We start from the raw sequence: 22,536 nt of genomic DNA, 5'->3' as shown, positions 1-22,536 counted from the left end.
TTGTAGCAAACCGTTTAAAATTAGCAAACAATTTCGTTATGACAATTTTAATTTTAACCACTGGCAAATATCGTTGAGCGCCTTGTCAAAACTGCCATACAGCGGCTGCGAGGGGATGACGATAGTTTTTCCATCCGCGCTGGAGGCCGCAATAAGTCTGGATTCTTCCTTTGGACTAAAGGGATCGTTCTCCCAATAGCATGACAGCATCGGCACCGGCGTTCTTCTGCCCAGCAGGCCCTGCGTTTTAAGAGAATACCGATTAAGCTCAACCTTTAATGCCGCGTCGCTGGCGTAAGGCATGCCAATCCGGCTCGCCAGCACGTCCATATACATATCAGGTACGCGTTTCTGGCAGTTTGCATCGGTCAACATTTGATGAACAATCGGACCCAGGCAGGCAACTGCCTTGATTCTACGTGGCTCAAGATAGCCCAGGCGCACGGCAACGTTACCGCCAAAACGGGTGCCTAAAACGGCGACGCGCGTCCCGTTTACCCAGGGAATTTTATCAAGCTGCTGTAGCACCTGCTGATGCCGTACGCTGGTATCCTGCGTTAGCTTGGTGTGCGATGAAAACCCGACCGACGGCATGTCGATAGTTATCATGGCTATGCCCAGCGGAGCCAGATAGCTGCGAAACAGGCGATGATAGTCGCTTTGCAAAGAATCCAGGCCACCACAAACCAACACCGCCGGGAAAGGTGCGGTGCCACTGTTTGGCAGGTGCACAAATCCGATAATCGGCTTGCTGCCTTCCACCGGCAGTGAAAACTCTTTTAACTTATAGGATGAACCTTCGGTAGATTTTTCGAAGGCTTTATTAGCCAGAACCTCGGCCTGTTCTGCCAAGGCATCGCCTTTTATGTGTGGATAGCCGGCAACGCTGTAAAAATTAGCCGCCCGCAGCCAATATTCGCTGGCCTTCTCCGGGTCCTGCTCATCCTGCGCTTTCTGCTGCCAACTCATCGCCTGATTCGACCACTCATAGATCCAGTTACCGTTGCGATAACCGACGACGGTATCCAACAGTTGGTCATCGGTGCGTTCGGCGGTTGAAACGGCAATGCGCGACAACACTTCTTCAACCTCCAAAGGATCAATACCGCGCCACAGCCACATCAGACGATTGAGAGTGCGGTACCAACAAGGTGCTGAATCGCCTTCAAGCGCGGAATGAATCGGCGGAGAAGAGTGACGATCGGCTCGTGGAACGAGCGTCGAGGTCTCAGGATATTTAAATCGAGGTTTAAACAGTTTTACAGAAAGATTAGTGGGTGCCATAACAGTTAACATCCTCTTTTGGCAGGTAAGAAGGCGCGGGCGCACCCTCTCCAGTGGAGGATTATAACAAAGTCTGCGGAGGTCGGATCAGAACATAAATCAAAAACGCCCGCATAAGCGAGCGTTTAAATAACAACTGTTGAGAAACGATCCTCTAAAGTCTTTGAGTTGCCGGAAGGCGGCAACCAAGCATATTCCCAGGCGCTGACTCAGGTCAGTTATCAGGGCGGCCAACGCATCTGCGGCTCAAAGGGTAACGAGGATTTATTTGCCCGCGATAGGTGGGACGAAGACTACGCCCATATCCCATGGCTGTTCAATCCAGGTATCCTGTGGAATATCAATTACATAATCATCAACCAGCGGACGACCGGCCGGTTTGGCGAACACGGTGACGAAGTGCGCTTTTGGGTACATTTCGCGGATTGCCTGTGCGGTTCCGCCAGTGTCTACCAGATCATCAATGACGATAAAGCCTTCGCCGTCACCTTCAGCGCGTTTAACAATTTTCATTTCACGCTGATTGTCGTGGTCATAGCTGGAGATGCAAACGGTATCAACGTGACGGATATTTAACTCGCGAGCCAGCAACGCTGCTGGGACCAGGCCACCGCGGCTGACGGCAATAATGCCGGTCCATTGTTCTACCGGCAGCAGGCGTTTTGCCAGTGTGCGGGCGTGAATTTGCAGCATGTCCCAAGTTACAACGTACTTTTCGCTCATTTTTTAACTCTCAAAAAAGGGATATCCCAGCCTGTAATAAGATTAACGGCTTTTAACAAAATTATTCAGGGAAAAATTGTTGCGCGAGATTATAGTGAGTCCTGCGGTTAAAAACCAGCGCTTATCCCGCACAGAAAGGCCACGTTTAGCGGATTGTCATCTTTGCCTGACGCGCACAGTGCGGGAGAAAGTGATATTCTGTCCACCATCTCGTCAACTTTTTTCGACCTACCAACCGGGAGACTTACAGTGTCTGAACTGTCTCAGCTTTCACCACAACCTCTGTGGGATATTTTTGCCAAAATTTGTTCAATTCCGCACCCTTCTTATCATGAAGAAGAATTGGCTAAACACGTTCTAGACTGGGCCGCCGAGCAAGGCCTTCACGCCGAACGCGACCAGGTTGGCAACATTTTGCTTCGCAAACCCGCGACTGCCGGAATGGAAAACCGTAAACCTGTCGTGCTGCAAGCCCATCTGGACATGGTTCCGCAAAAAAACAACGACACGGTGCATGACTTCCTTAAAGACCCTATTTTGCCTTACGTTGATAACGGCTGGGTGAAAGCCCGTGGCACCACGTTAGGTTCCGATAACGGTATCGGTATGGCGTCTGCGCTGGCGGTACTGGCGGATAAAAGCGTTGAGCACGGCCCGCTAGAAGTGCTGCTGACCATGACCGAAGAAGCCGGTATGGACGGCGCATTTGGTCTGCAGCCTAACTGGCTGCAGGCCGAAATCCTGATCAACACCGACTCGGAAACCGAGGGCGAAATTTACATGGGCTGTGCCGGTGGAGGCGACTTTATTACCACTTTGCCGCTCCAGCGCGAAGCAGTTCCGGTGGGCTTCACCACGCTAAAACTGACGCTGAAAGGCCTGAAAGGCGGTCACTCTGGCGCTGAAATTCATTTAGGCTTGGGCAATGCCAACAAACTGCTGGCGCGTTTCCTGTGCGAACATGCACAAACGCTGGATGTTCGCCTGCTGGACTTGACCGGTGGCACCCTGCGCAACGCGATTCCACGTGAAGCTGTTGCTCAGTTGGCTATACCTGCTGATAAAGTTGAAGCATTTAAGGCCGCCGCGGATGCTTTCCAGGCTACCGTTCAGTTCGAACTGGCCGCCGTTGAGAAAAACATCAAGCTGGTGATAGAAGCGCTGAACAGCGATGCCAAAGCGTTGAACAAAGACAGCCAGAGCCGTTTTCTGGGCCTGCTAAACGCAACGCCGAACGGCGTTATTCGCATGAGCGACGACGTAAAAGGCGTGGTTGAAACCTCGCTGAACGTAGGCGTTGTGACCATGACCGAAAGCGAGGCTGAAATCGTCTGCCTGGTCCGCTCCCTGATCGACAGCGGTAAAGACTATGTGGTTAGCATGCTGACCTCTGTGGGCCAGCTGGCGGGCGCTAAAACGACACCAAAAGGCGGGTACCCTGGCTGGAAACCTGATCCAACTTCACCGGTAATGGCGCAGGTTCGTGAGATTTATGAAGGTCTGTTTAACAAAACGCCAAACATTATGGTGATCCACGCGGGTCTGGAATGTGGTTTGTTCAAGAAGCCTTATCCTGACATGGATATGGTCTCAATCGGACCGACCATCACCGGGCCTCACTCCCCGGATGAGCAGGTGCACATCGGCAGCGTTGACCTTTACTGGCAGCTGCTGACCGCATTACTGAAAGCCATTCCAGAACGCGGTTAATGCTCAGTAAATATCCGGTGGATTTCGAACGACAGGAAGGCGGCAACTGAACGATGCCCCAAGAGCTTACACGAGTCAGTGACTGGGGTGAGAGAAGGCAGCCAACGCCTCTGTCGTTTGAAAGATACAGATATTATTCCCACGGCAGCAACAGCTGCCGTTCTAACTGTGGATCCTGCAAAGTGACGTGCAGCCCAACCAGCCTTACACCTCGCCCTCCGCGACGCGACTCCCAGGCTTCTTGCGCGACTTTAAGTAAATCGGCTTTATTTAATACCGGCCAAACGTGCTCTTGCGTAGTTTGCTGAAAATCATGAAACTTGAGCTTTACGCCCTGCCGGGCAATGCGTAAGTCCGGGCTGACACGCGTTAATCGGGTTTCAAGCTCGGGATACAGGCGTTCAATCAGCTCAACACAACTTTCCCAATCGTGAATATCCTCCGCCAGCGTGCGCTCAACGCCTACTGACTTGCGCAATCGTTCCGATGAGATTTCGCGTTCATCAATACCCTGACAGCGCTCCCACAATACCCGCCCAAATTTTCCGAATCTTTTCAGCAACAGCGACAAATCATAGCGTTGCACGTCACCACAGGTGATTAAACCGTTTTCTTCCAGCTTGCGGGCCGTGACTTTCCCTACGCCTGGGATCTTGGCCAACGGCAAATCCAGCAGGAATTCATCCACCTTATCAGGAGTTATGACAAACTGGCCGTTAGGTTTATTAAGGTCTGAGGCAATTTTGGCGAGAAACTTGATAGGCGCAATACCGGCCGACGCCGTGAGGTTAAGCTCGTCGAAAATAGCCTGGCGAATTTCACTGGCCATTAACGTCGCCGATCCACTGCAGTGCGTACTGTGAGTCACGTCGAGGTAGGCTTCATCCAAAGAAAGAGGTTCGATCAGCGCGGTGTAGCGGGCAAAAATTTCGCGAATATGCAGCGATGCTTCCTTATAGGCCTCGCCCCTGCCGGGAATCACTTTAAGGTGCGGGCAAAGCTTTAACGCCATGGCGGTGGACATGGCGCTGTGAACACCATAGCGTCGCGCCGGATAGTTAGCGGTGCTTATTACGCCGCGCCGGTCTTTGCTGCCACCAATTGCCAACGGAATATCGCGCAGGGAAGGATCGTCGCGCATTTCTACAGCTGCATAAAAGCAGTCCATATCGACGTGTATGATCTTGCGCATAATCCTCCCCTTCACCTCTCGATAACTGTATAAGTATACAGTTAGGTTTCTAAATCTCAAGCACCGTAAATGCGCGCTGTTGATCTAAAATTTGGCTTAATTGGCGGGACTTTTGTAAAAACCTGCAAATAAAGGCTTTTTTTATCTCAATCGCGAAATAAATTACATTTCAAACCATTGATAAAAATTTAATCAGTATTAATATGGCTGCGTTCAAGATATTGAATATCAGTGGCGGTCCGCGACGCTAAGTCAGCGGATAAAAAATAATAGAGTTGTAAATAATGCAGGATTAAGAATGGTCAGAATCGCGCTGCTGCTTGCGATGCTTTTTAGTTTTCCCTTTTTTAGCGTGAGCACCGCTGTCGCCAGCGAACAGGCTCCTGTAGAAACGGGTGTTCAACAGCAATTATTAGGTTCCCCTGTTTATATTCAGATATTTAAGCAAGAGCGCACTCTCGAACTCTATGCCAAAGTTGAAGATAAATTCCAGCTGGTTGGCGCTTATCGTATTTGCGACTTCTCGGGTGGATTAGGTAACAAACGTCGTGAAGGCGATTTTAAAAGCCCGGAAGGTTTTTATAACATCGATATTCATCATTTGAAGCCTGACAGCAAGTTTTATCGCGCCATTAATATTGGTTTCCCAAATGATTACGATCGTGCGCAGGGATATTCAGGTAAATACCTGATGATCCACGGTAACTGTTTATCTATCGGTTGCTACGCCATGACCGATGCCTATATGAACGTTATTTTTAATTACGTTCAGGCAGCCTTCAACAACGGCCAGCGCAACGTTGAAATCAGCATCTATCCTTTCCGGATGACTGACGCCAACATGCAGTTAAACAGAAACTCCTACTATATTAATTTCTGGCGCCAGCTGCAGCCCGGCTATGCGTACTTCCAAAAGTACCACCAGCCGCCGAGCGTTTCAGTGGTCAACGGCGGTTATGTCGTTAATCAGACACAGACTCTGACACCACCGGCTTCACAGCTGGCGTTCGCCACAGTGAAATAATGCAAACTCGCCTGGAGCAATTTTGTTCCAGGTTTCATTGCCTGTCAGCGGTTGGGTTGCAATGACCGTCACAACATCGTCAGGCGTCGTCTGCTGCTGAAAATCAATTTCCACATCCTGATCCAACAAGGTCGCTTTCCCAAACGGCGCACGACGCGTTATCCAGTAAAGGTTAGTCGAGCAGTAGGCCATCACAAAACGCCCATCCGACAGCAGCATGTTAAACACCCCTTTCTTGCGAAGCTCGTCAGCCAATGACGCAATATAGCGAAATACAGAAGGCCAGCTGCGCGGTGTGCGCGGATAACGTTCGGTCAGCTTGTGCAGCAGCCAGCAGAAGGCGTATTCACTGTCGGTTTGTCCGATGGGGCGCAGCGTACCGGTATCAAGCTGACGATAGCCTCGCAGTTGCCCGTTGTGCGCATAGGTCCAGTTACGGCCCCACAGCTCACGGGTAAAGGGATGGGTGTTTTCCAGCGCCACTTCCCCCCGATTCGCCTGGCGAATATGCGAGATAACCGCAAGGGATTTAATCGGGTATTCCTGCACCAAACGGGCAATGGGCGAGTTAAAGCTGGGCCGGGGATCTTTAAAGGTGCGGCAGCCATTACCCTCATAAAAGGTAATACCCCAGCCATCTTTATGCGGGCCTGTTAGCCCCCCACGTTGCACCAACCCGGTAAAACTGAAGCAAATGTCCGTAGGCACATTTGCACTCATCCCGAGCAGTTCGCACATTGCCAATCTCCTTAATCTTCACAGGCAACAACGATAGTCGTTATTCAGCCATCTCTTTTTCTATTAACAATATCAGGATGTGGATGATTTTGATGTGAATTTCTTGCACTCGATCAGCATAACCAAAATGTGGCACGCGAATTTCAACGTCTGCATCCAGCGATGCCATTTTACCGCCGTCTTTACCGGTCAAGGTAATGACTTTCATGCCTTTGGCCTTGGCGGTTTCCAGCGCTTTAATAACATTGCCGGAGTTACCTGAGGTTGAAATACCCAGCAGCACGTCACCTTTCTGGCCAACGGCTTCTAAATAACGGGAGAAAATGTACTCGTAGCCAAAATCGTTGCTGACGCAGGAGATGTGACTAACGTCTGAAATGGCAATGGCCGGGTAGCCTGGACGGTTGTCGCGGTAGCGGCCGGTTAGCTCTTCAGCGAAGTGCATGGCGTCGCAGTGGGAACCGCCATTACCGCATGACAATACTTTGCCACCGGCTTTGAACGAGTCGGCAATCAGTTTTGCGGCACGTTGAATAGACGCAATATTGTTTTCGTCACTGATGAATTTATTCAGTACTTCAGCAGCTTCGTTAAGTTCAGTGCGGATAATATCCAGGTACATGGCAGCCTCTTAGCGTTTCTCTTGCAACGGATTAACCGCGCATAGAATTGTTTTGCTGTGCAGTGTAGCGGAAAGCCGAAAAAGCGAGAAGACTTCCCGCCATCTTCACGACGATAGTTTACGCTTTTCCGACTTCATGCTGCCAGTTTGTGACGTGAGTTGTAATTAAGATGTAAACGCGTTGATAAAGCCTTTAGCTTGGACTAAAACCATAGTATCAACCCAACAGGTCAGACCTCCTACAACTCAGGAGTTTTACTATGATAGTTCTTAGCGTTGTTATCCTACTGGTTCTTATTGGTGTGCTGTTTTATCACCGCGTCAGCCTGCTGCCGAGCAGCGTTGTTTTGCTGGTTTATACCGCGGCAATGGCCGTAATTGGCCTGTGGACGCCGTGGGTGCTGCTGCCTATGGCCATCATTTTGCTGCCGCTCAATCTCCTTCCTCTGCGCCGCTCGCTGTTTTCCGGCCCGGCACTGCGCACCTTCCGCAAAGTGATGCCCAGCATGTCGCGCACTGAAAAAGAGGCGATTGAAGCCGGTACCACCTGGTGGGAAGGCGATTTGTTCAGCGGTACCCCGGACTGGAAAAAGCTGCAAGATTATCCTCAGCAAACGCTGACCGAAGAAGAGCAGCGCTTTATCGACGGTCCGGTTGAAGAAGCCTGCCGCATGGCCGATGACTTCCAGATAACTCATGAACTGGCCGACCTGCCGCCGGAGCTGTGGGCTTACCTGAAAGAGCACCGTTTCTTTGCGATGATTATCAAAAAAGAGTACGGCGGCCTCGAATTCTCGGCCTATGCTCAGGCGCGAGTGCTGCAAAAACTGGCCGGTGTCTCAGGTATTTTAGCCATCACTGTCGGCGTGCCAAACTCACTCGGCCCGGGCGAACTGCTACAGCACTACGGCACCGACGAGCAGAAAGATCACTACTTGCCGCGCCTGGCCAAAGGACTTGAGATCCCTTGCTTTGCACTCACTAGCCCGGAGGCGGGTTCAGATGCCGGTGCCATTCCCGACGTTGGCGTGGTGTGCATGGGTGACTGGCAGGGTAAACAGGTTCTGGGCATGAAGCTGACCTGGAATAAACGCTACATTACTCTCGCTCCTATCGCTACGGTGCTGGGTTTGGCCTTCAAGTTGAAAGATCCAGACCATCTGCTGGGCGATGTAGAAGAGCTCGGCATTACCTGTGCACTGATCCCGACCGACACTCAGGGTGTTGAAATTGGCCATCGCCATTTCCCGCTCAACATTCCGTTCCAGAACGGACCCACGCGCGGCAACGATATTTTCGTGCCTATCGACTACATCATTGGCGGACCCAAAATGGCCGGTCAAGGTTGGCGCATGCTGGTTGAATGTTTGTCGGTGGGCCGCGGTATTACCCTGCCTTCTAACGCCACTGGCAGCCTGAAATCGCTGGCGGTTGCGACCGGTGCTTATGCCTATATTCGCCGTCAGTTCAAACTGCCGATCGGTAAAATGGAAGGGATTGAAGAGCCGCTGGCGCGCATTGCGGGTAACGCCTATGTGATGGACGCGGCCGCTACGCTTATTACTAACGGAATTATGCTCGGTGAAAAACCGGCGGTGCTGTCGGCTATCGTGAAATATCACTGTACCCATCGCGGCCAGCGCGCCGTCATGGATGCGATGGATATCACCGGCGGTAAAGGCATTATGCTGGGGAAAAGCAACTTTGTTGCCCGTTCCTATCAGGGTGCACCGATCGCGATTACCGTTGAGGGGGCAAATATTTTGACCCGCAGCATGATTATCTTCGGTCAGGGGGCGATTCGCTGTCACCCTTATGTATTGAAAGAAATGGCCGCTGCGGAGGCGAAAGACTTGCACGCCTTTGACCGTGCGCTGTTTGGTCACCTCGGCCACGTTGGCACCAATAAAGTGCGCAGTCTGTGGCTCGGCCTGACGCACGGACGCACCAGCCGTGCGCCGGTGAATGACGTAACGCGCCGCTACTATCAGCATATCAACCGCCTGAGTGCCAACCTGGCACTGCTGTCTGACGTGTCTATGGGCGTGCTGGGTGGCAGCCTTAAACGCCGTGAGCGAATTTCGGCACGATTGGGTGATATTCTCAGCCAGCTTTATCTTGCCACCGCAACGCTGAAACGCTATGACGAGGAAGGTCGTAATGAGGCTGATCTGCCGCTGGTACATTGGGGCGTGCAGGACTGTCTGAATCAGGCTGAAACGGCGATTACCGACCTTCTTCGCAACTTCCCTAACGGCTTTATTGCTGGGCTGTTGACCATGGTGATTTTCCCGATTGGCCGCGTGCATCGCGCCCCTTCCGACCAGCTCGACCATCAATTGGCTCGCATTCTTCAGGTGCCATCTGCCACACGAAGCCGCATTGCGCGCGGTCAGTATCTGACGCCAAGCGAGCATAATCCGGTAGGTCAACTTGAGGAGGCATTGGCCGACATTATTGCCGCCGAGCCGGTGCACAAAAGACTGTGTGAGGCGATGGGTAAAAAACTGTCGTTTACCCGCCTGGACAAGCTGGCCCAGATGGGCATGGACGCTGGACACTTAAGCGCCGACGATGCCCGCATTCTGGCCAGAGCCGAAGAGAGTCGCCTGCGTTCAATCAACGTTGACGAATTTGAACCTGACCAACTCGCGCAGCAAAAACCAGCAACCGAAAAAGCCGCCACTCGACATACTGAAGCGGCCTAAAAAAATAGCCACCCAATTGGGTGGCTATTTAGCTTACTTGTTGGTGGTAGTGATGATCACTTTGAGAGAGTTATTGGAAATATTCCAACTCCCCTTCCCGGCACTCAACACGACAGCCAATACAATAAGAACAATACCGAGGTATCGTTTCATTGTGCGGTCCTTGCTCAGACCGCTTCACGGGAATACCACCGGAGATACCACCGTGAAACAAGCACTGGAACGTGCTTGCATTTACGGCCGTTAGAAATCCTTTTCAAAATCCGATGCCCACTTGCTTAAGGCGGCGAAAAGGCCCGCAGGCATCCTACACCCATTTGACTTAAGGTTCGCTTGACAGTCGATATTATTAAGAACAGACTGCCTTTACTGGAACGTGCTTGCGATACAGCGTAATCGCTAAGTATCATCCCGCTGGAAAGGCCGCTTACTGGACCAGCACAAAAAAACCGCCATCAGGCGGTTTTTTTGTGGGCGTAACAAGGTGATATGCTCAAAACATTCAGTGAATAATCAGCCTTTTTTCGGGCGTACGCGCATGGTTAGCCCCTTCAGGAAGTAGCGCAGAACCTGATCGCCGCACGGACGGTAGTTCTTGTGGCCTTCTTTACGGAAGAAAGCACTCAGCTCGCCTTCAGAAACCTTAAAATCAGCCGCCGCCAGAATGCCCTGCAAATCTTCAGTTTTCAGCTCAAAAGCCACGCGCAGTTTTTTTAACATCACGTTATTGGTGACGCGCTTTTCAACTTCTGGTGCTGGGAAACGATCGTCCCTACCGCGTTTGAAGAAAATCAGACCATTAAGGAAGTTTGCCATGACTTCATCAGGGCAAACCATGTAGTCCGCTTCGTCTTCTTTTTTCAGATAACGCGACATCACCGGCGGGCTAATGGTAATTCCGGTGGATGCCAAAATCTCAATCAGCCTGCCTTCGCTCAAGTCGAGCATGTAGCGTACGCTGCGCAAGACGTCGTTATTCATCATAATTCTGTATTCCCGTGTGGGTGGTTGGTAACCGAGGGATTGCACAGGGGTTACCCGCTGGCACCTCGTAGCCGGGCATTATACAAGTCTGGGGAACAATCGCCCCTTCTTTCTGATGACTTATTTGACGTATTTTGCAGCCTGATAAAATTCGCGGCGTTTTTAACTGTGTTTATCGAAAGGCCGCGATATTATAATCAGCCGTTCTGGCGAATTCGCGCAATCAGTGCGTCAATGTCGTCAATCTGTGGCGCAGTAATGATCAACCACTGGCCAAGGCTGACAGCGTGACGCTGGCATTCGTGGCGCATGTCGTCGTCGATGATATTTTTAAGGTCGGCAATATTAGAGAAACCGATGGTGCGACGAATAAGCTCCGAGCCGCAGTAACCCACCGCATCGTGCCATACCTGTTTCAGGAAATATTCGGCATATCCCGGTACTTTAAACGCCACGTCCTGCGTTTCATCACGCGCCAACTGTAGGAAGCGTTCCGAGAAGCTTAACCACAGGTCGCGCAGGTCCTGCAGCCGCTGTTCCCTGCCGTCTGCCGCTTCACGCGTGGCAACCAGACCGGGCAAACCGCAATAATTTAGCAGCAGGTTACCCATCGCAGAACCGGGATCAAAACCCATTGGGCCATAGAAACCAAATTCTGCGTCTATGACTTTCAGGCTGCCTTCGGCCACAAAGATTGATCCACTGTGAACGTCGCCGTGAAGCAGCGCTTCGGCATTACTGAGAAAACGCTGCTTGAGGGCCGCCACCGCTATCCGCAATGGGATATCGGCACGCAGTGCATCAACCGTCGGCTGCAAAGCAGCATCGTAGCGATTGCGTTCGTGTTCAATATAAGGATCGGTAAAGAACAAATCCTCAGTAATCAGACAAAGCTCAGGGTTAAGGAAGCGACCAACTTCCGATTTTTTATGCTGAGCATCCTGATAAAAATCTGAAGTATGGAACAGAGTTTGCGCCAGATATTCACCCAGTTGGCTAGCGGCCTGAGGATAGTGTTTACCCTGCACCAGCTCACCGCGCCAAATCAGATGATCCGAAAGGTCTTCCTGAACCATCACCGCCAACTCAGGATCGTGATGAATAATTTTAACCGTGTACTGTGGGCAATATTGGCCATGAACAATCAGGGTTTCAGCCTCGATGCGAGCCCGGTCAATAGTGAGCGGCCAGGACTCTCCCACGCAGCGCACATACGGCAACGCCTGCTTCACAATCACCCTGCTGACGCCGTTGGTATCGCGAATTTTGAACACCAGATTCAGGTTACCGTCGCCAATTTCGTCGGCAGTGACCAGAGATTGCGGGTCTTCAACGCCACCAAACTGGCGGGCATATTCTACCGCGTCTGCAGAGCTAAATGTGTAATAACGTGACATCCTAACCTCTCGTAATCTTCTGAATTCAGCGCCACCCTGAGCGAATAGCCATAAAAGCATTTAGACGTCTATACATCCGAAACTTATGTTGGCAGAATAAGCAATCAGATGCAACCGTGCAACAGGGATTTGACTCACAATGCAGACACTCACAACAACCAGTTTACGCATCCGCAAAAGTCAGTTGTGGATCCTGGACCAACAGGCCTTACCACAGCGCGCTGAATGGCATCTTTGCCGAACCGTGGATGACTTGGTCGGCCATATCCACGCGTTGCGCGTTCGCGGAGCACCGCTGATTGGTTTATCCGCCAGCCTGTTGCTGGCCCAGTTGGCGGAAGAAGGCATGCCGGTAGCTGAGCTGCATCAGGCACTGGCCACCCTTCGCGCCTCCCGCCCCACGGCGGTGAACTTGATGAACAATCTAGACCGCATGAAAATCGCGCTCGAACAGCGATTTCACATTCCGGCCATGGTTCAGGAAGCGGAAGGACTCGTTGGAGAAGACCGTGAACTTTGCGACCGTATTGCCACCCACGGCGCCGAATTGGTCACGGCGGACAGCCGTATTTTGACCCACTGCAACACCGGTGGTTTAGCCACGGCGGGCGTGGGCACGGCGCTCGGCGTTATTCATCGCGCGCACCAGCAGGGCAAAGTGGCGCAAGTTTGGGTGGATGAAACACGACCACTCTTACAGGGCGGAAGACTGACGGCGTGGGAGTTGGGTGAGTTAAACATCCCCTATCAGCTAATTTGTGATTCGATGGCGGCGAGTCTGATGGCAAAAAAACAGGTCGATGCTATTTGGGTTGGAGCAGACCGCATTGCGGCCAACGGCGACGTTGCTAATAAAATAGGCACCTATAGCCTGGCGGTGTTGGCCAAATATCACGGTATTCCTTTTTATGTTGCCGCACCGCACACCACCCATGATCCACACTGTCCGAACGGCGAGGCTATTCCTATCGAACAGCGCGCAGCAAAAGAAGTCACCGGCGTGTCAGGCAGCTTTGGTGATGTGCAGTGGGCACCGGTCGATGCAGAGGTCTACAATCCGGCGTTTGACGTGACACCTGCCGATCTTGTCAGCGGATGGGTATTGGATTCGGGCGTAGTGACACCCGAACAGGTTAGAGACGGATTTTTTAGAGCGACGCGGTAAAAGCAGGACTTTGAAACCTTTCCCCCACTGAAAAAAGCGGGGGAGGGATTTTTCAATTATTCGCCTAATCTCGGATACGCATCGGCAATCGCATCACCAGTAAAGTGCGCCACCCACCCTTCCTGATTGTCAAACAGACGGATCGCCGTAAATGAAGGCGAACCGCCCATGTCAAACCAGTGGCGGGTATTCGCAGGTACAGAGATCAGATCGTTTTTCTCACACAAGATCTGGAAAATCTTGCCTTCGAGATGCAAACAAAATAGTCCGGCACCGTCAACAAAGAAACGAACTTCATCCTCGCCGTGAGTGTGCTCAGAGAGAAACTTGGTGCGCAGCACTTCACGCTGTGCATTATCGGGACGCATGCTTATCACATCCCAGCTCTGATACCCTTTTTCTGCCACCAGCTTGTTAATTTCATGCTGATAGGCCTCGATAACCTGTGCTGGCTGAGGATCATTTCCCAGCTCGCGGTCGGCCTGCCAGCGTTCGAAACGAACATCAATCTTGCTTAATTCAGCGGCAATTTCATTACCGTCGCGGCTTTCCCAAATAGGTGCTGAAGGATTGCTGTCGCTGAAGATAGTCAGTGCACTCATTGCAAACTCCTGGTCAGTGGGTAAGGTCAATCTCGACCTGATCAAATCGGTTAACCTGCGGGTGATCGCTCAACTCGTCGGCTTCGTCGCGTACCAGCTGGCAGGTATTCCAGCCCGCCTCACGCGCAGCGTCAAGCTCCTGGCGGATGTCAGACAAAAACAGCAAGTCAGAGGCCGGCAGCATGAGCTGTTCGGCTATATTCTGGTATGAGGCCACTTCTCGTTTGGCACCGACGCGGGTATCGAAATAGTCGGTAAACCGCGGCAAAAGATTACCTTCCTCGCTGTAGCCAAACAACAGCTTTTGCGCATCCACCGAGCCGGAAGAGTAAACGTACAGTTTGATGCCCTGAGCCTGCCACTGCGCCAGCTGCGGCGCAACGTCGGGATAAAGATGTCCGCGAAAATCGCCGTCGGTATAACCGGTGCGCCAGATGATCCCCTGCAGCGTTTTCAACGCGGGTGATTTTTCGTCTTTATCCATATAAACATAGAGTTGATCGACGAGATCGACGATTTCGGCCTGCGGTTCGTTAATTTCTTCACGCAGCGCGTCCAGCGCCTGTAGCACCTCAAGGTCTTCTGCATGTCGGGTAATAAAATCAGCAAGTCGCGCACGCGCGTAAGGGAAAAGTACCTGATGTACAAAACGGATGTCAGTGGTTGTTCCTTCAATATCGGTAACAATGGCGCGGATCATTTTGCCTCCAACAGGCGAAGTTGCAGTTCACACTGGAATAAAAACTCGAGTCCTTCGAGATGACGACGCGCCTCGGCGACATTTTTGCCCCAACAGGTCAGGCCGTGTCCACGGATCAGAAAACCATAGTGTAGCGGATGTGACTGCGCCCATTGGGCAATCTCTGCTGCCAGCGCCGGAATATCCTGACTGTTATCGAAAATAGGAATAATGACCTTATCCAGGTGGCTGCGCTGACCGGCCAGTGACTTCTGCATTTCATAACCTTGCAGCACCAGACCTGCGCTGCGCTCAACCCTGGACAGCACGGTAGAGTTCACCGAATGGGTGTGCAGCACGGCGCCAACCTGCGGATAAAGGTTATACATCAGAGTATGCAGACCCGTTTCGGCAGAAGGCGTTCTTCCACTGGGTACATGATTGGTGGCAATCTCAACTCGCAGAAAATCATTTTCTGTCAGTTGCCCTTTGTCCTTACCAGACTCGGTAATCAGGCAGTATTCGCTGTCTTCACGCACGGACATATTGCCGCCGGTGGCCGGACACCATCCCTTCTCACCAATCCAGTGACAGGCGGCAAGCAGAGCATGTAGAGGGTTATTTTCGGTCATCATTATTCCTGAGAAGGCCGGGTATTTAAGAGGAAGCGGCCTCCACTTTATTATTGTTTATTATGATCCGCTATAAATTAGATGATTAGGATATTTAGCCGTTTAAACATCTAAGCGTCTTGATTGCCAAATCTTAACATCGTGCGGTAGTATCAACCAATAGATATCGACAATCTCAGGTATCGAGCAATCAGGTTTCGATGACCAAAACAAAGATCCATTTTTTATCGCTTAACCCGCGTCTGGAGCAAGAAAAGCAATGAGCACAGCAGCACTTATTCCACAGAGCAAACTGCCCGCACTAGGAACCAATATTTTCTCGCAAATGAGTGCGCTGGCGCAAAAGCATAATGCGATAAATTTGTCGCAGGGATTCCCTGACTTTGACGGACCGGAGTATCTGCGTCACCGCCTGAGCGTGCACGTGGCAGAGGGGGCGAATCAGTATGCGCCAATGACCGGCACTGCGGCTCTGCGTAACGCGATAGCCGACAAAACCGAGCTGGGCTATGGTTACAGGCCCGATGCTGAAACGGATATTACTGTCACCTCAGGGGCCACCGAAGCGCTGTACATCGCTATTACTGCACTGGTCAGTGAAGGCGACGAAGTGATCAGTTTCGACCCGAGCTATGACTGTTACGCCCCGGCGGTGCAGTTGGCTGGCGGCGTGAGTAAGCGTATTCAGCTGCAGCCACCGGAGTTCAAGGTTGACTGGGTGCACTTTGCCGACCAAATTACTGACCGAACTAAAGTGATTATCATTAATACGCCGCATAACCCGACAGCGACGGCCTGGAACAATCAGGACGTTGACCGTCTGTGGCAAATTATCGCCGATCGCAATATTTTCGTGATAAGTGATGAAGTCTACGAGCACATTTGTTTCGCCAAACAGGGCCACGCCAGCGTATTGCGCCATCCACAGCTACGCCAGCGCGCCATCACCGTGTCCTCTTTTGGTAAAACCTTCCACATGACCGGCTGGCGCGTGGGGTACTGTGTGGCACCGGCGGCTATCAGCCTTGAACTGCGTAAAATTCACCAGTTTTTGACCTTTGCTATCACCACGCCGGTTCAGCTTGCCTTGGCTGACATGCTGCGCGAACAGCCGGAACATTGGCAGGAGCTGCCAGAATTTTACCGCGCCAAGCGCGACCGCCTGGCTCAGGGGCTGGAGAAAAGCCGACTGAAAGTCTTGCCAAGCGAAGGGACATATTTCCTGCTGGTGGACTACAGTGAAGTCTCTGATTTAGATGACGTTGCTTTCTGCCAATGGTTGGTTGAACATGTGGGTGTAGCGGCAATACCACTGTCGGTATTCTGCGCCGAACCTTTCCCACACAAACTGATCCGCCTGTGCTTCGCCAAGAAAGAAGCCACGCTGGATGCTGCTGCGGAGCGCCTGTGTCAACTTTAAAACTGTCGTTGTTACAACAGCCACTGGTTTGGCTGGACGGCGAAGCGAACCTGAGCCACTTTGACTCGCTGCTCGGCCCACTTGTCGGTCGAGATTTGATTATTCTGCCCGAGATGTTTACTACCGGCTTTGCCATGCAGGCGCCCGAGCGCGCCCTGCCGGAATCGCGGGTTATAGAGTGGCTGCATAAGTGGGCACATAAGTTGAACGCCATGGTTGGCGGCAGCGTAGCGCTCTCTACGTCGAAGGGTGCAGTAAACCGTTTCCTGCTGGTTGAGCCACAGGGCAAGGTACATTTCTACGACAAGCGTCATCTGTTCCGCATGGCCGGTGAGCACAACTATTATGTCGCCGGTAAACGCCGAGAAGTGGTTGAATGGCGCGGCTGGCGCATTCTGCCGCAGGTTTGCTATGACCTGCGTTTCCCTGTCTGGTCGCGCAATGGTCAAGATTATGACCTCGCCCTTTACGTCGCCAACTGGCCCGCCCGCCGCACGCACCACTGGCAGGCACTGCTGACCGCGCGCGCCATCGAGAATCAGGCTTATGTAGCCGGTTGTAATCGGGTCGGTGACGATGATAACGGTCATCACTACAGCGGTGACAGCCTGATTATTAATGCCCTTGGTGAAGAGCTCGCGCGCGCTGAACCGGGCGCAGCAATGATTATTGAAGCCGAGCTTTCGCTAGAAGCCTTGCAGGATTATCGCGAGTCCTTCCCCGCATGGCGCGATGCCGATAGTTTCCTGCGTCACGAGTAGAATCACCCCTTACGAGAGGTGCCAGCCTGCGGGCTGGTTTTCTTTTAATAAGGTCAATTAATGTAAACTCACAGCCTTCTCCCCACAGCTGGTGTAATTCTTGCATTCAAGTTCCTCTGCTAAAACATCTGACAGAGGCTAACTGATGACTATCACGTTTATTGCACACTCCACGCCTGAACCTGCATTTTATGGTGCGCTGGCCGCGATACTTGCTGAACTGCGCGCGTTGCCACTGTGTCACTTGCCGGTCAGTTTCGACAACAAACGCTATATCAATTCCCACCAATATATTTCGCCATTGGGTCAGCAAATTACCAGCGGGCTGCTTTGGCTAGAGCGTTTGACCGGTCGTGGAGCAGGTGCAGAACTTGAACTGGAATCTCTGATAAATCGGGCAGTTAAAGAAGATATCGTTGTGCCATTAAACCAGCCACTGTCTTCGCCTTGTTACCAGAGTCTGCTAAAAACTGTCGTAGAAAACGGCATCGAAATCGAATCCCTACAGGTAGTGAAAAATCAGGACAGGTATCAGCTGGAAGATTGTGAAAGCGGTAAAGTTCGCAGCAACGGCTGGACCCGCGACCGCTTTGGTCGTTGGGTGCTCGGCGCCGTTACCCAGCCGGTTATGCGGGCAGGAAAACATCTGCGCATTGGGCTGCTGGGCGATGTTAATGAACATCGCGACAGCTATCCCGCCATGCTGGCTGCACTGGGAGACGCCGCTGATGCACTGGCATTGAACATCGAGATAATTTACATCACTCCAAATTTGGTCGGCAGTCAGCTTGACAGCACCCTTTTCGACCTCGACGGTCTTATCCTGCCTGGCCTTGCTGCGCATGGCTCGGAGCACGCCAATGCCGGGAATAGCTGCCAGCTTTCGGTGGCCAAATGGGCACTCGACAATCAAACGCCGGTACTGGGCATCAACAGCGGCATGCATATGATGGTAGCCGCGCTGGGGCAAAAAACGCTCGGCGATGACGCGATTGCAATGCCGGGACCGTCAACGCTCAGCGCATTGCAGTCAAGTCTGCCCCTTGAGCATGGCCTCGTCAGGCAGGGTAATCACAAGGTGGTGTTCCAGTCTGGCAGTAAAATGGCGCAGATGATGGGAAGAGAGGCGCAGCTGCGCTACAACCAGCGTTGGCGGCTCAGCCCACAGTTGCTCGACACACTTTCGGCCGCGGGTTTAGAGGTAACGGGCACGGATGAAACGGGGCTTTCGGCAGAGTCTATAGAATTGAAAGATCACCCGTTCTTTGTCGGCGTGCAGGCTAATCCAGAGCTTCAATCGCGCCGCGAACGTCCGCACCCGTTGCTGATGGCGTTTTTGCAACAGGTTCGCCAAAGCAACAGGGTGCGCGACGTCAGCCACGATGCACTGACTAAGAGTGTGCGCTTAAAACACCCTTGCTTTTTAATGGGTTAAACAAAATATTTAGCCGGTGAAAGCATTAACGCCACCGGCAATTAACTCCCGCGATAAGTTGAGTAGGAATAAGGGCTAAGCAGGATCGGTAAATGATAATGCGCCTGTGAGGCTGAAATAATCACGTCGATAATGGTCAGGTTGTACAGCGTTTCACGTCCGGTCGCGGCAAAGTAGTGGCCCACGTCGGCATAAAGGCGGTAATTACCCGGCGCGACGCCGTCTGGCGTCAGAGTGGTTGCACGGCCATCATCGTCGGTGTGCGCCTCATTAACGAGGATCCCTTTCTGGCCGTCTATTTTCTCTAACCACACGCGAACCTGTGCCGCCGGTTTGCCGAGAGATGTATCCAGAATATGAGTGGTGATTTTAGTCATCAGTGAAATAACTCCTTAAAACGCAGCAGGGTGATTTGCTGGAGCTGTTCGGCAGTTTCCTCCAGCTCCTGCGGGTCGCTATTTTGCAACCGACGATGCAGGTGAGAGAGGATTTCGGCAGGCGTTCGGCCTTTGGCTCGAATCAAAAACACCCGATTAAAACGTTGTTCATACTGTTGGTTGCCTTGCAATAAAGCCCGTGCGGTTTGCTGCTCGCCCAACCCCAACGTGGCCTGTTCGGCGCGCGACAGAGCGGCTTCTTTGCTGTCACCCTGAACTCGTTCACCGATGCGCGGATGCTGAGACAGTGCGCTCATTATGGCCTCAGCCTGCCAGCAGGCGCTGGCCCGTGTCGCGCATTCCACAGCCTGTTCTACGCTGCTAAATGGACGCGCTGCACTCACTTCGTTAACCCACTGCGCGATATTTACACACGGCGCTAATACTTCTCGCACCTCGTCGGCTGAAAGCGAATTAAATTCCTCTAACGTCATGGCCGTTTTCTCCCTGATTATTTACTGAGTATTTACTGATGAAATACTGATTTTTCACTCATAAATCACGGATTAAAGCTCAATACCGTATCGATATATGCCTGCGTGGCAAAGGCAACGTCCTCAACGGTAACGGACTCATCAGGATGATGGCTGATGCCATCTTTACAGCGTACAAACAGCATACCGACCGGCCAGCACTCGGCAATGGCAATCGCATCATGCCCTGCTCCACTGGGTAAAAGCATCGACTGCCCCTGAAGGGCTTCAACACTTTGCGCCAAACGCAGCTGCAGCTGTGGGTCACAGGCGGTGGCTTTAATGCCATAAAACTGTTCGGCATCGAAGGTCAGGCCTCGGCGTGTGGCTATCTCACTGGCCTTGTCGAGCAGGCTGACCAGCAGGATTTCAAGCGGCTCATCTTCAGGACCACGCACGTCGAGCGTCAGTTTTACTTCACCCGGGATCACATTAATCGCGCCGGGGAAACTTTCAATACGCCCCACGGTGGCGACCAGATTGTTACCGCGCTCGGTGGTCAGCGTTTCGATGGCAACCATCCACTCGGCGGCAGCGGCAAGCGCGTCTTGTCTATGCCCCATCGGCACTGTTCCCGCATGGCCAGCATGGCCGACAAAACGGCAGTTCAGCCGACGTGCGCCGTTAATCGCCGTCACCACGCCCAGCGGCAAATCGGCCGACTGTAGGCACGGACCCTGCTCGATGTGCAGTTCGAGGTAGGCACAAAAATCGTTGATATTACGCTGGGAAGATAAAATATCGATAGGATTCAGGCCGAGGCTCAGCATGGCGTCAGCTACCGTAATGCCCTGCGCGTCGGTGCGCTGCAGCCACTCCTGTGGCCAGGTGCCGGTGAGGCCACGACTGCCCAGTAGCGTGATGCCGAAACGTGTGCCTTCTTCATCCGCAAAGCCGACAATCTCCACCGCCATCGGCAGGCGAATGCCCTGAGCATGTAAATGGGTGACCACTTCAATGGCGGTCAGCACGCCGAGCGGGCCGTCATAACGACCGGCGTTACGCACGCTGTCGAGATGCGAGCCCAATAACAGTGCGGGAGCCTGCGGATTGAGGCCCTCATAGCGTCCGCAAATATTGCCCACGCTGTCTTGCCAGGTGGTCATACCTGCCGCCGCCATCCATTCCCCCACCAAACGGTTGGCCTGAATATGTTGTGCAGAGAGATAAACGCGGGTCAACTGCCCCGGCGTTTCACTCAGCTCGGCGAGTCGGTCGCAGCGCGCCATGACTCTACGCGCTGCCTGCTCAGCCTCTGTACTCAAGGGCACGGCTGCAATCATTGTTACTGGCCTCCTGCCACGCGATCGGTCGAAAGGGAATAGTGATCCCACGCGGCCTGCGAACCGGCACCGTATTTCGAGGCAAAACCCTGGCGATTCAGCACGGCTTCGAGCGCCACCAGCGTTTGCATCACACAGTCTTTGCGCGCGTTATACCCCATGGTGCCGATACGCCAAATTTTGCCGCTCAGTGGGCCAAATGAAGTACCAATCTCAATGCCAAAATCATTGAGCATTGTTGAACGAACCTGTTCGCCGTGCACACCCTGCGGAATAACCACGCCCAACACGTTGTTCATGCGGTGGTTCACGTCACCAAACACTTCCAGCCCCATGCCCTGGATACCGGCCAGCAGTGCGCCGCCGTGCAATTTATGGCGTGCGATAGTGTTGTCCAGACCTTCTTCGAGAATCACGCGGGCGCATTCGCGCGCGGCAAACAGCATGCTGGTCGCCTCAGTGTGGTGATTCAAACGTTCTGGTCCCCAATAGTCCATGATCATCCCGAGATCGAAATAGTTGGAGTAGATCATCTCCTCGTCACCGTCGGCGTGATCGGCAGTGCGGATCCCTTCTTCAACGCATTTGCGACGGCGAATTTGTTCTTCAAATTTCGGGCTGATGGTCACCGGTGAACTGCCGGACGGGCCGCCAAGGCATTTTTGCAAACCGGCGGAAACTGCATCCAGACCCCAGGCATCGGTCTCCATTGGGTTACCGGCAAAAGAGGCGGTCGCATCGCTGTAGAAAAGCACGCCGTGACGACGGCAGATTTCACCCAATTCTTCCAGCGGTTGCAGCATAGTGGTCGAGGTGTCGCCTTGAACGGTTAGCAGCCAGCGCGGCTTCACCGATTTAATGGCATCTTCAATCTGCTGCGGGGTAAACACCTCGCCCCACGGCGCTTCAATGGTGTGAACCTCAGCGCGGCAGCGGCGGGCAATTTCACACAACAAATGACCGAAACGGCCAAACACCGGCACCAGCACTTTGTCGCCAGGGCGAATACCCGACAGCAGCACCGCTTCGATACCGGCACGCGAGGTACCGTCAATCAGGAAGGTCCACTGGTTTTCTGTTTTGTAGAGCGCGCGATACAGCTGCATCACTTCATTCATGTAACCGGTCATCGCCGGATCATACTGGCCGATAAGCTGGCTCGACATTGCTCGCAGCACGCGGGGATCGGCGTTAATCGGTCCCGGCCCCATCAGCAGGCGGTGAGGCGGATTGATTTGACCTAATTGTGAGATGTCCAACATGGTTA

Annotated in this window: 21 protein-coding genes; 7 read left to right on the top strand and 14 right to left on the bottom strand. The window is 52.7% G+C overall.

Translation table 11 applies throughout. The features are described from left to right. Nucleotides 1-36: 36 nt before the first annotated feature. Both frsA and gpt read right to left on the bottom strand, forming a co-directional pair. On the bottom strand, nt 37-1,284 hold the full coding sequence (gene frsA, locus GA565_RS06180) for an esterase FrsA (protein ID WP_152197754.1): 1,248 nt from the start codon (nt 1,282-1,284) through the stop codon (nt 37-39). Nucleotides 1,285-1,548: 264 nt separating this feature from the next. Next, the gene (gene gpt, locus GA565_RS06175; protein ID WP_055781250.1) at nt 1,549-2,007 is read right to left on the bottom strand and encodes a xanthine phosphoribosyltransferase; all 459 of its coding nucleotides are present in this window, start codon (nt 2,005-2,007) and stop codon (nt 1,549-1,551) included. A 249-nt stretch (nt 2,008-2,256) separates the two neighbouring features. On the opposite strand from gpt, the gene pepD reads away from it, so the two are divergent. Further along, the gene (gene pepD, locus GA565_RS06170) at nt 2,257-3,717 is read left to right on the top strand and encodes a beta-Ala-His dipeptidase (protein WP_152197753.1); all 1,461 of its coding nucleotides are present in this window, start codon (nt 2,257-2,259) and stop codon (nt 3,715-3,717) included. A gap of 133 nt (nt 3,718-3,850) precedes the next feature. On the opposite strand, the gene dinB is transcribed toward pepD, so the two are convergent. Beyond that, a complete protein-coding gene (dinB, locus tag GA565_RS06165) occupies nt 3,851-4,909 on the bottom strand; it encodes a DNA polymerase IV (protein ID WP_152197752.1) in 1,059 nt (352 codons plus the stop codon). A gap of 298 nt (nt 4,910-5,207) precedes the next feature. On the opposite strand from dinB, the gene dpaA reads away from it, so the two are divergent. Then, nucleotides 5,208-5,933, top strand: coding sequence for a peptidoglycan meso-diaminopimelic acid protein amidase (gene dpaA, locus GA565_RS06160; protein WP_055781238.1), 726 nt, complete (start codon nt 5,208-5,210; stop codon nt 5,931-5,933). On the opposite strand, the gene GA565_RS06155 is transcribed toward dpaA, so the two are convergent. Further along, complete coding sequence (locus GA565_RS06155; protein ID WP_152197751.1) at nt 5,904-6,671, bottom strand: class II glutamine amidotransferase; 768 nt, start codon at nt 6,669-6,671, stop codon at nt 5,904-5,906. The two genes, dpaA and GA565_RS06155, sit on opposite strands and share 30 nt — an antisense overlap. Before the next feature lie 40 nt (nt 6,672-6,711). Next, nucleotides 6,712-7,293 carry a D-sedoheptulose 7-phosphate isomerase gene (gene lpcA, locus GA565_RS06150; RefSeq protein ID WP_152197750.1) on the bottom strand — a complete coding sequence of 194 codons (582 nt, stop codon included), beginning with the start codon at nt 7,291-7,293 and terminating at the stop codon, nt 6,712-6,714. Nucleotides 7,294-7,553: 260 nt separating this feature from the next. Here lpcA and fadE point away from each other — a divergent pair, with 260 nt between their 5' ends. Further along, on the top strand, nt 7,554-10,001 hold the full coding sequence (gene fadE, locus GA565_RS06145) for an acyl-CoA dehydrogenase FadE (RefSeq protein WP_152197749.1): 2,448 nt from the start codon (nt 7,554-7,556) through the stop codon (nt 9,999-10,001). 513 nt (nt 10,002-10,514) lie between these two features. Here the strand turns inward: fadE and GA565_RS06140 are convergent. Together GA565_RS06140 and mtnK are read right to left on the bottom strand one after the other, a co-directional pair. Next, on the bottom strand, nt 10,515-10,985 hold the full coding sequence (locus tag GA565_RS06140; RefSeq protein ID WP_152197748.1) for a DUF1456 family protein: 471 nt from the start codon (nt 10,983-10,985) through the stop codon (nt 10,515-10,517). Between the two features lie 197 nt (nt 10,986-11,182). Continuing rightward, nucleotides 11,183-12,382, bottom strand: a complete 1,200-nt coding sequence (gene mtnK / locus GA565_RS06135; RefSeq protein ID WP_152197747.1) for an S-methyl-5-thioribose kinase — start codon at nt 12,380-12,382, stop codon at nt 11,183-11,185. 139 nt (nt 12,383-12,521) lie between these two features. On the opposite strand from mtnK, the gene mtnA reads away from it, so the two are divergent. Next, the gene (mtnA, locus tag GA565_RS06130; RefSeq protein WP_152197746.1) at nt 12,522-13,547 is read left to right on the top strand and encodes an S-methyl-5-thioribose-1-phosphate isomerase; all 1,026 of its coding nucleotides are present in this window, start codon (nt 12,522-12,524) and stop codon (nt 13,545-13,547) included. A 56-nt stretch (nt 13,548-13,603) separates the two neighbouring features. Here the strand turns inward: mtnA and GA565_RS06125 are convergent, their stop codons facing one another. From GA565_RS06125 to GA565_RS06115, 3 genes are read right to left on the bottom strand one after another with little or no spacing between them, the layout of a single operon-like run. Then, nucleotides 13,604-14,149, bottom strand: a complete 546-nt coding sequence (locus GA565_RS06125; protein ID WP_152197745.1) for an acireductone dioxygenase — start codon at nt 14,147-14,149, stop codon at nt 13,604-13,606. A 13-nt stretch (nt 14,150-14,162) separates the two neighbouring features. Beyond that, on the bottom strand, nt 14,163-14,849 hold the full coding sequence (mtnC, locus tag GA565_RS06120) for an acireductone synthase (protein WP_152197744.1): 687 nt from the start codon (nt 14,847-14,849) through the stop codon (nt 14,163-14,165). Beyond that, nucleotides 14,846-15,460 (bottom strand): methylthioribulose 1-phosphate dehydratase, encoded by a 615-nt coding sequence (locus GA565_RS06115; RefSeq protein WP_152201335.1) that lies wholly within the window; start codon nt 15,458-15,460, stop codon nt 14,846-14,848. The genes mtnC and GA565_RS06115 overlap by 4 nt, the downstream gene beginning before the upstream one ends. Nucleotides 15,461-15,719: 259 nt before the next feature. Here GA565_RS06115 and GA565_RS06110 point away from each other — a divergent pair, with 259 nt between their 5' ends. From GA565_RS06110 to GA565_RS06100, 3 genes are all read left to right on the top strand, one after another. Further along, the gene (locus tag GA565_RS06110) at nt 15,720-16,880 is read left to right on the top strand and encodes a pyridoxal phosphate-dependent aminotransferase (protein ID WP_152197743.1); all 1,161 of its coding nucleotides are present in this window, start codon (nt 15,720-15,722) and stop codon (nt 16,878-16,880) included. After that, nucleotides 16,868-17,641 carry an amidohydrolase gene (locus GA565_RS06105; RefSeq protein ID WP_152197742.1) on the top strand — a complete coding sequence of 258 codons (774 nt, stop codon included), beginning with the start codon at nt 16,868-16,870 and terminating at the stop codon, nt 17,639-17,641. The genes GA565_RS06110 and GA565_RS06105 overlap by 13 nt, the downstream gene beginning before the upstream one ends. 145 nt (nt 17,642-17,786) lie before the next feature. Continuing rightward, nucleotides 17,787-19,076 (top strand): gamma-glutamyl-gamma-aminobutyrate hydrolase family protein, encoded by a 1,290-nt coding sequence (locus GA565_RS06100; RefSeq protein ID WP_152197741.1) that lies wholly within the window; start codon nt 17,787-17,789, stop codon nt 19,074-19,076. A 41-nt stretch (nt 19,077-19,117) separates the two neighbouring features. On the opposite strand, the gene uraH is transcribed toward GA565_RS06100, so the two are convergent. The 4 genes from uraH to GA565_RS06080 form a co-directional block, all read right to left on the bottom strand. After that, the gene (gene uraH, locus GA565_RS06095; RefSeq protein ID WP_152197740.1) at nt 19,118-19,453 is read right to left on the bottom strand and encodes a hydroxyisourate hydrolase; all 336 of its coding nucleotides are present in this window, start codon (nt 19,451-19,453) and stop codon (nt 19,118-19,120) included. Continuing rightward, nucleotides 19,453-19,947, bottom strand: coding sequence for a 2-oxo-4-hydroxy-4-carboxy-5-ureidoimidazoline decarboxylase (gene uraD / locus GA565_RS06090; RefSeq protein ID WP_152197739.1), 495 nt, complete (start codon nt 19,945-19,947; stop codon nt 19,453-19,455). The genes uraH and uraD overlap by 1 nt, the downstream gene beginning before the upstream one ends. Before the next feature lie 65 nt (nt 19,948-20,012). Further along, nucleotides 20,013-21,269, bottom strand: a complete 1,257-nt coding sequence (hpxK, locus tag GA565_RS06085) for an allantoate amidohydrolase (protein ID WP_152197738.1) — start codon at nt 21,267-21,269, stop codon at nt 20,013-20,015. 2 nt (nt 21,270-21,271) lie between these two features. Next, complete coding sequence (locus GA565_RS06080) at nt 21,272-22,531, bottom strand: alanine--glyoxylate aminotransferase family protein (protein ID WP_152197737.1); 1,260 nt, start codon at nt 22,529-22,531, stop codon at nt 21,272-21,274. Between the last annotated feature and the right edge of the window lie 5 nt (nt 22,532-22,536).

The organism is Rouxiella sp. S1S-2 (assembly GCF_009208105.1).
Lineage (GTDB): Bacteria > Pseudomonadota > Gammaproteobacteria > Enterobacterales > Enterobacteriaceae > Rouxiella.
This window is presented reverse-complemented; position numbering and strand designations above follow the sequence as displayed.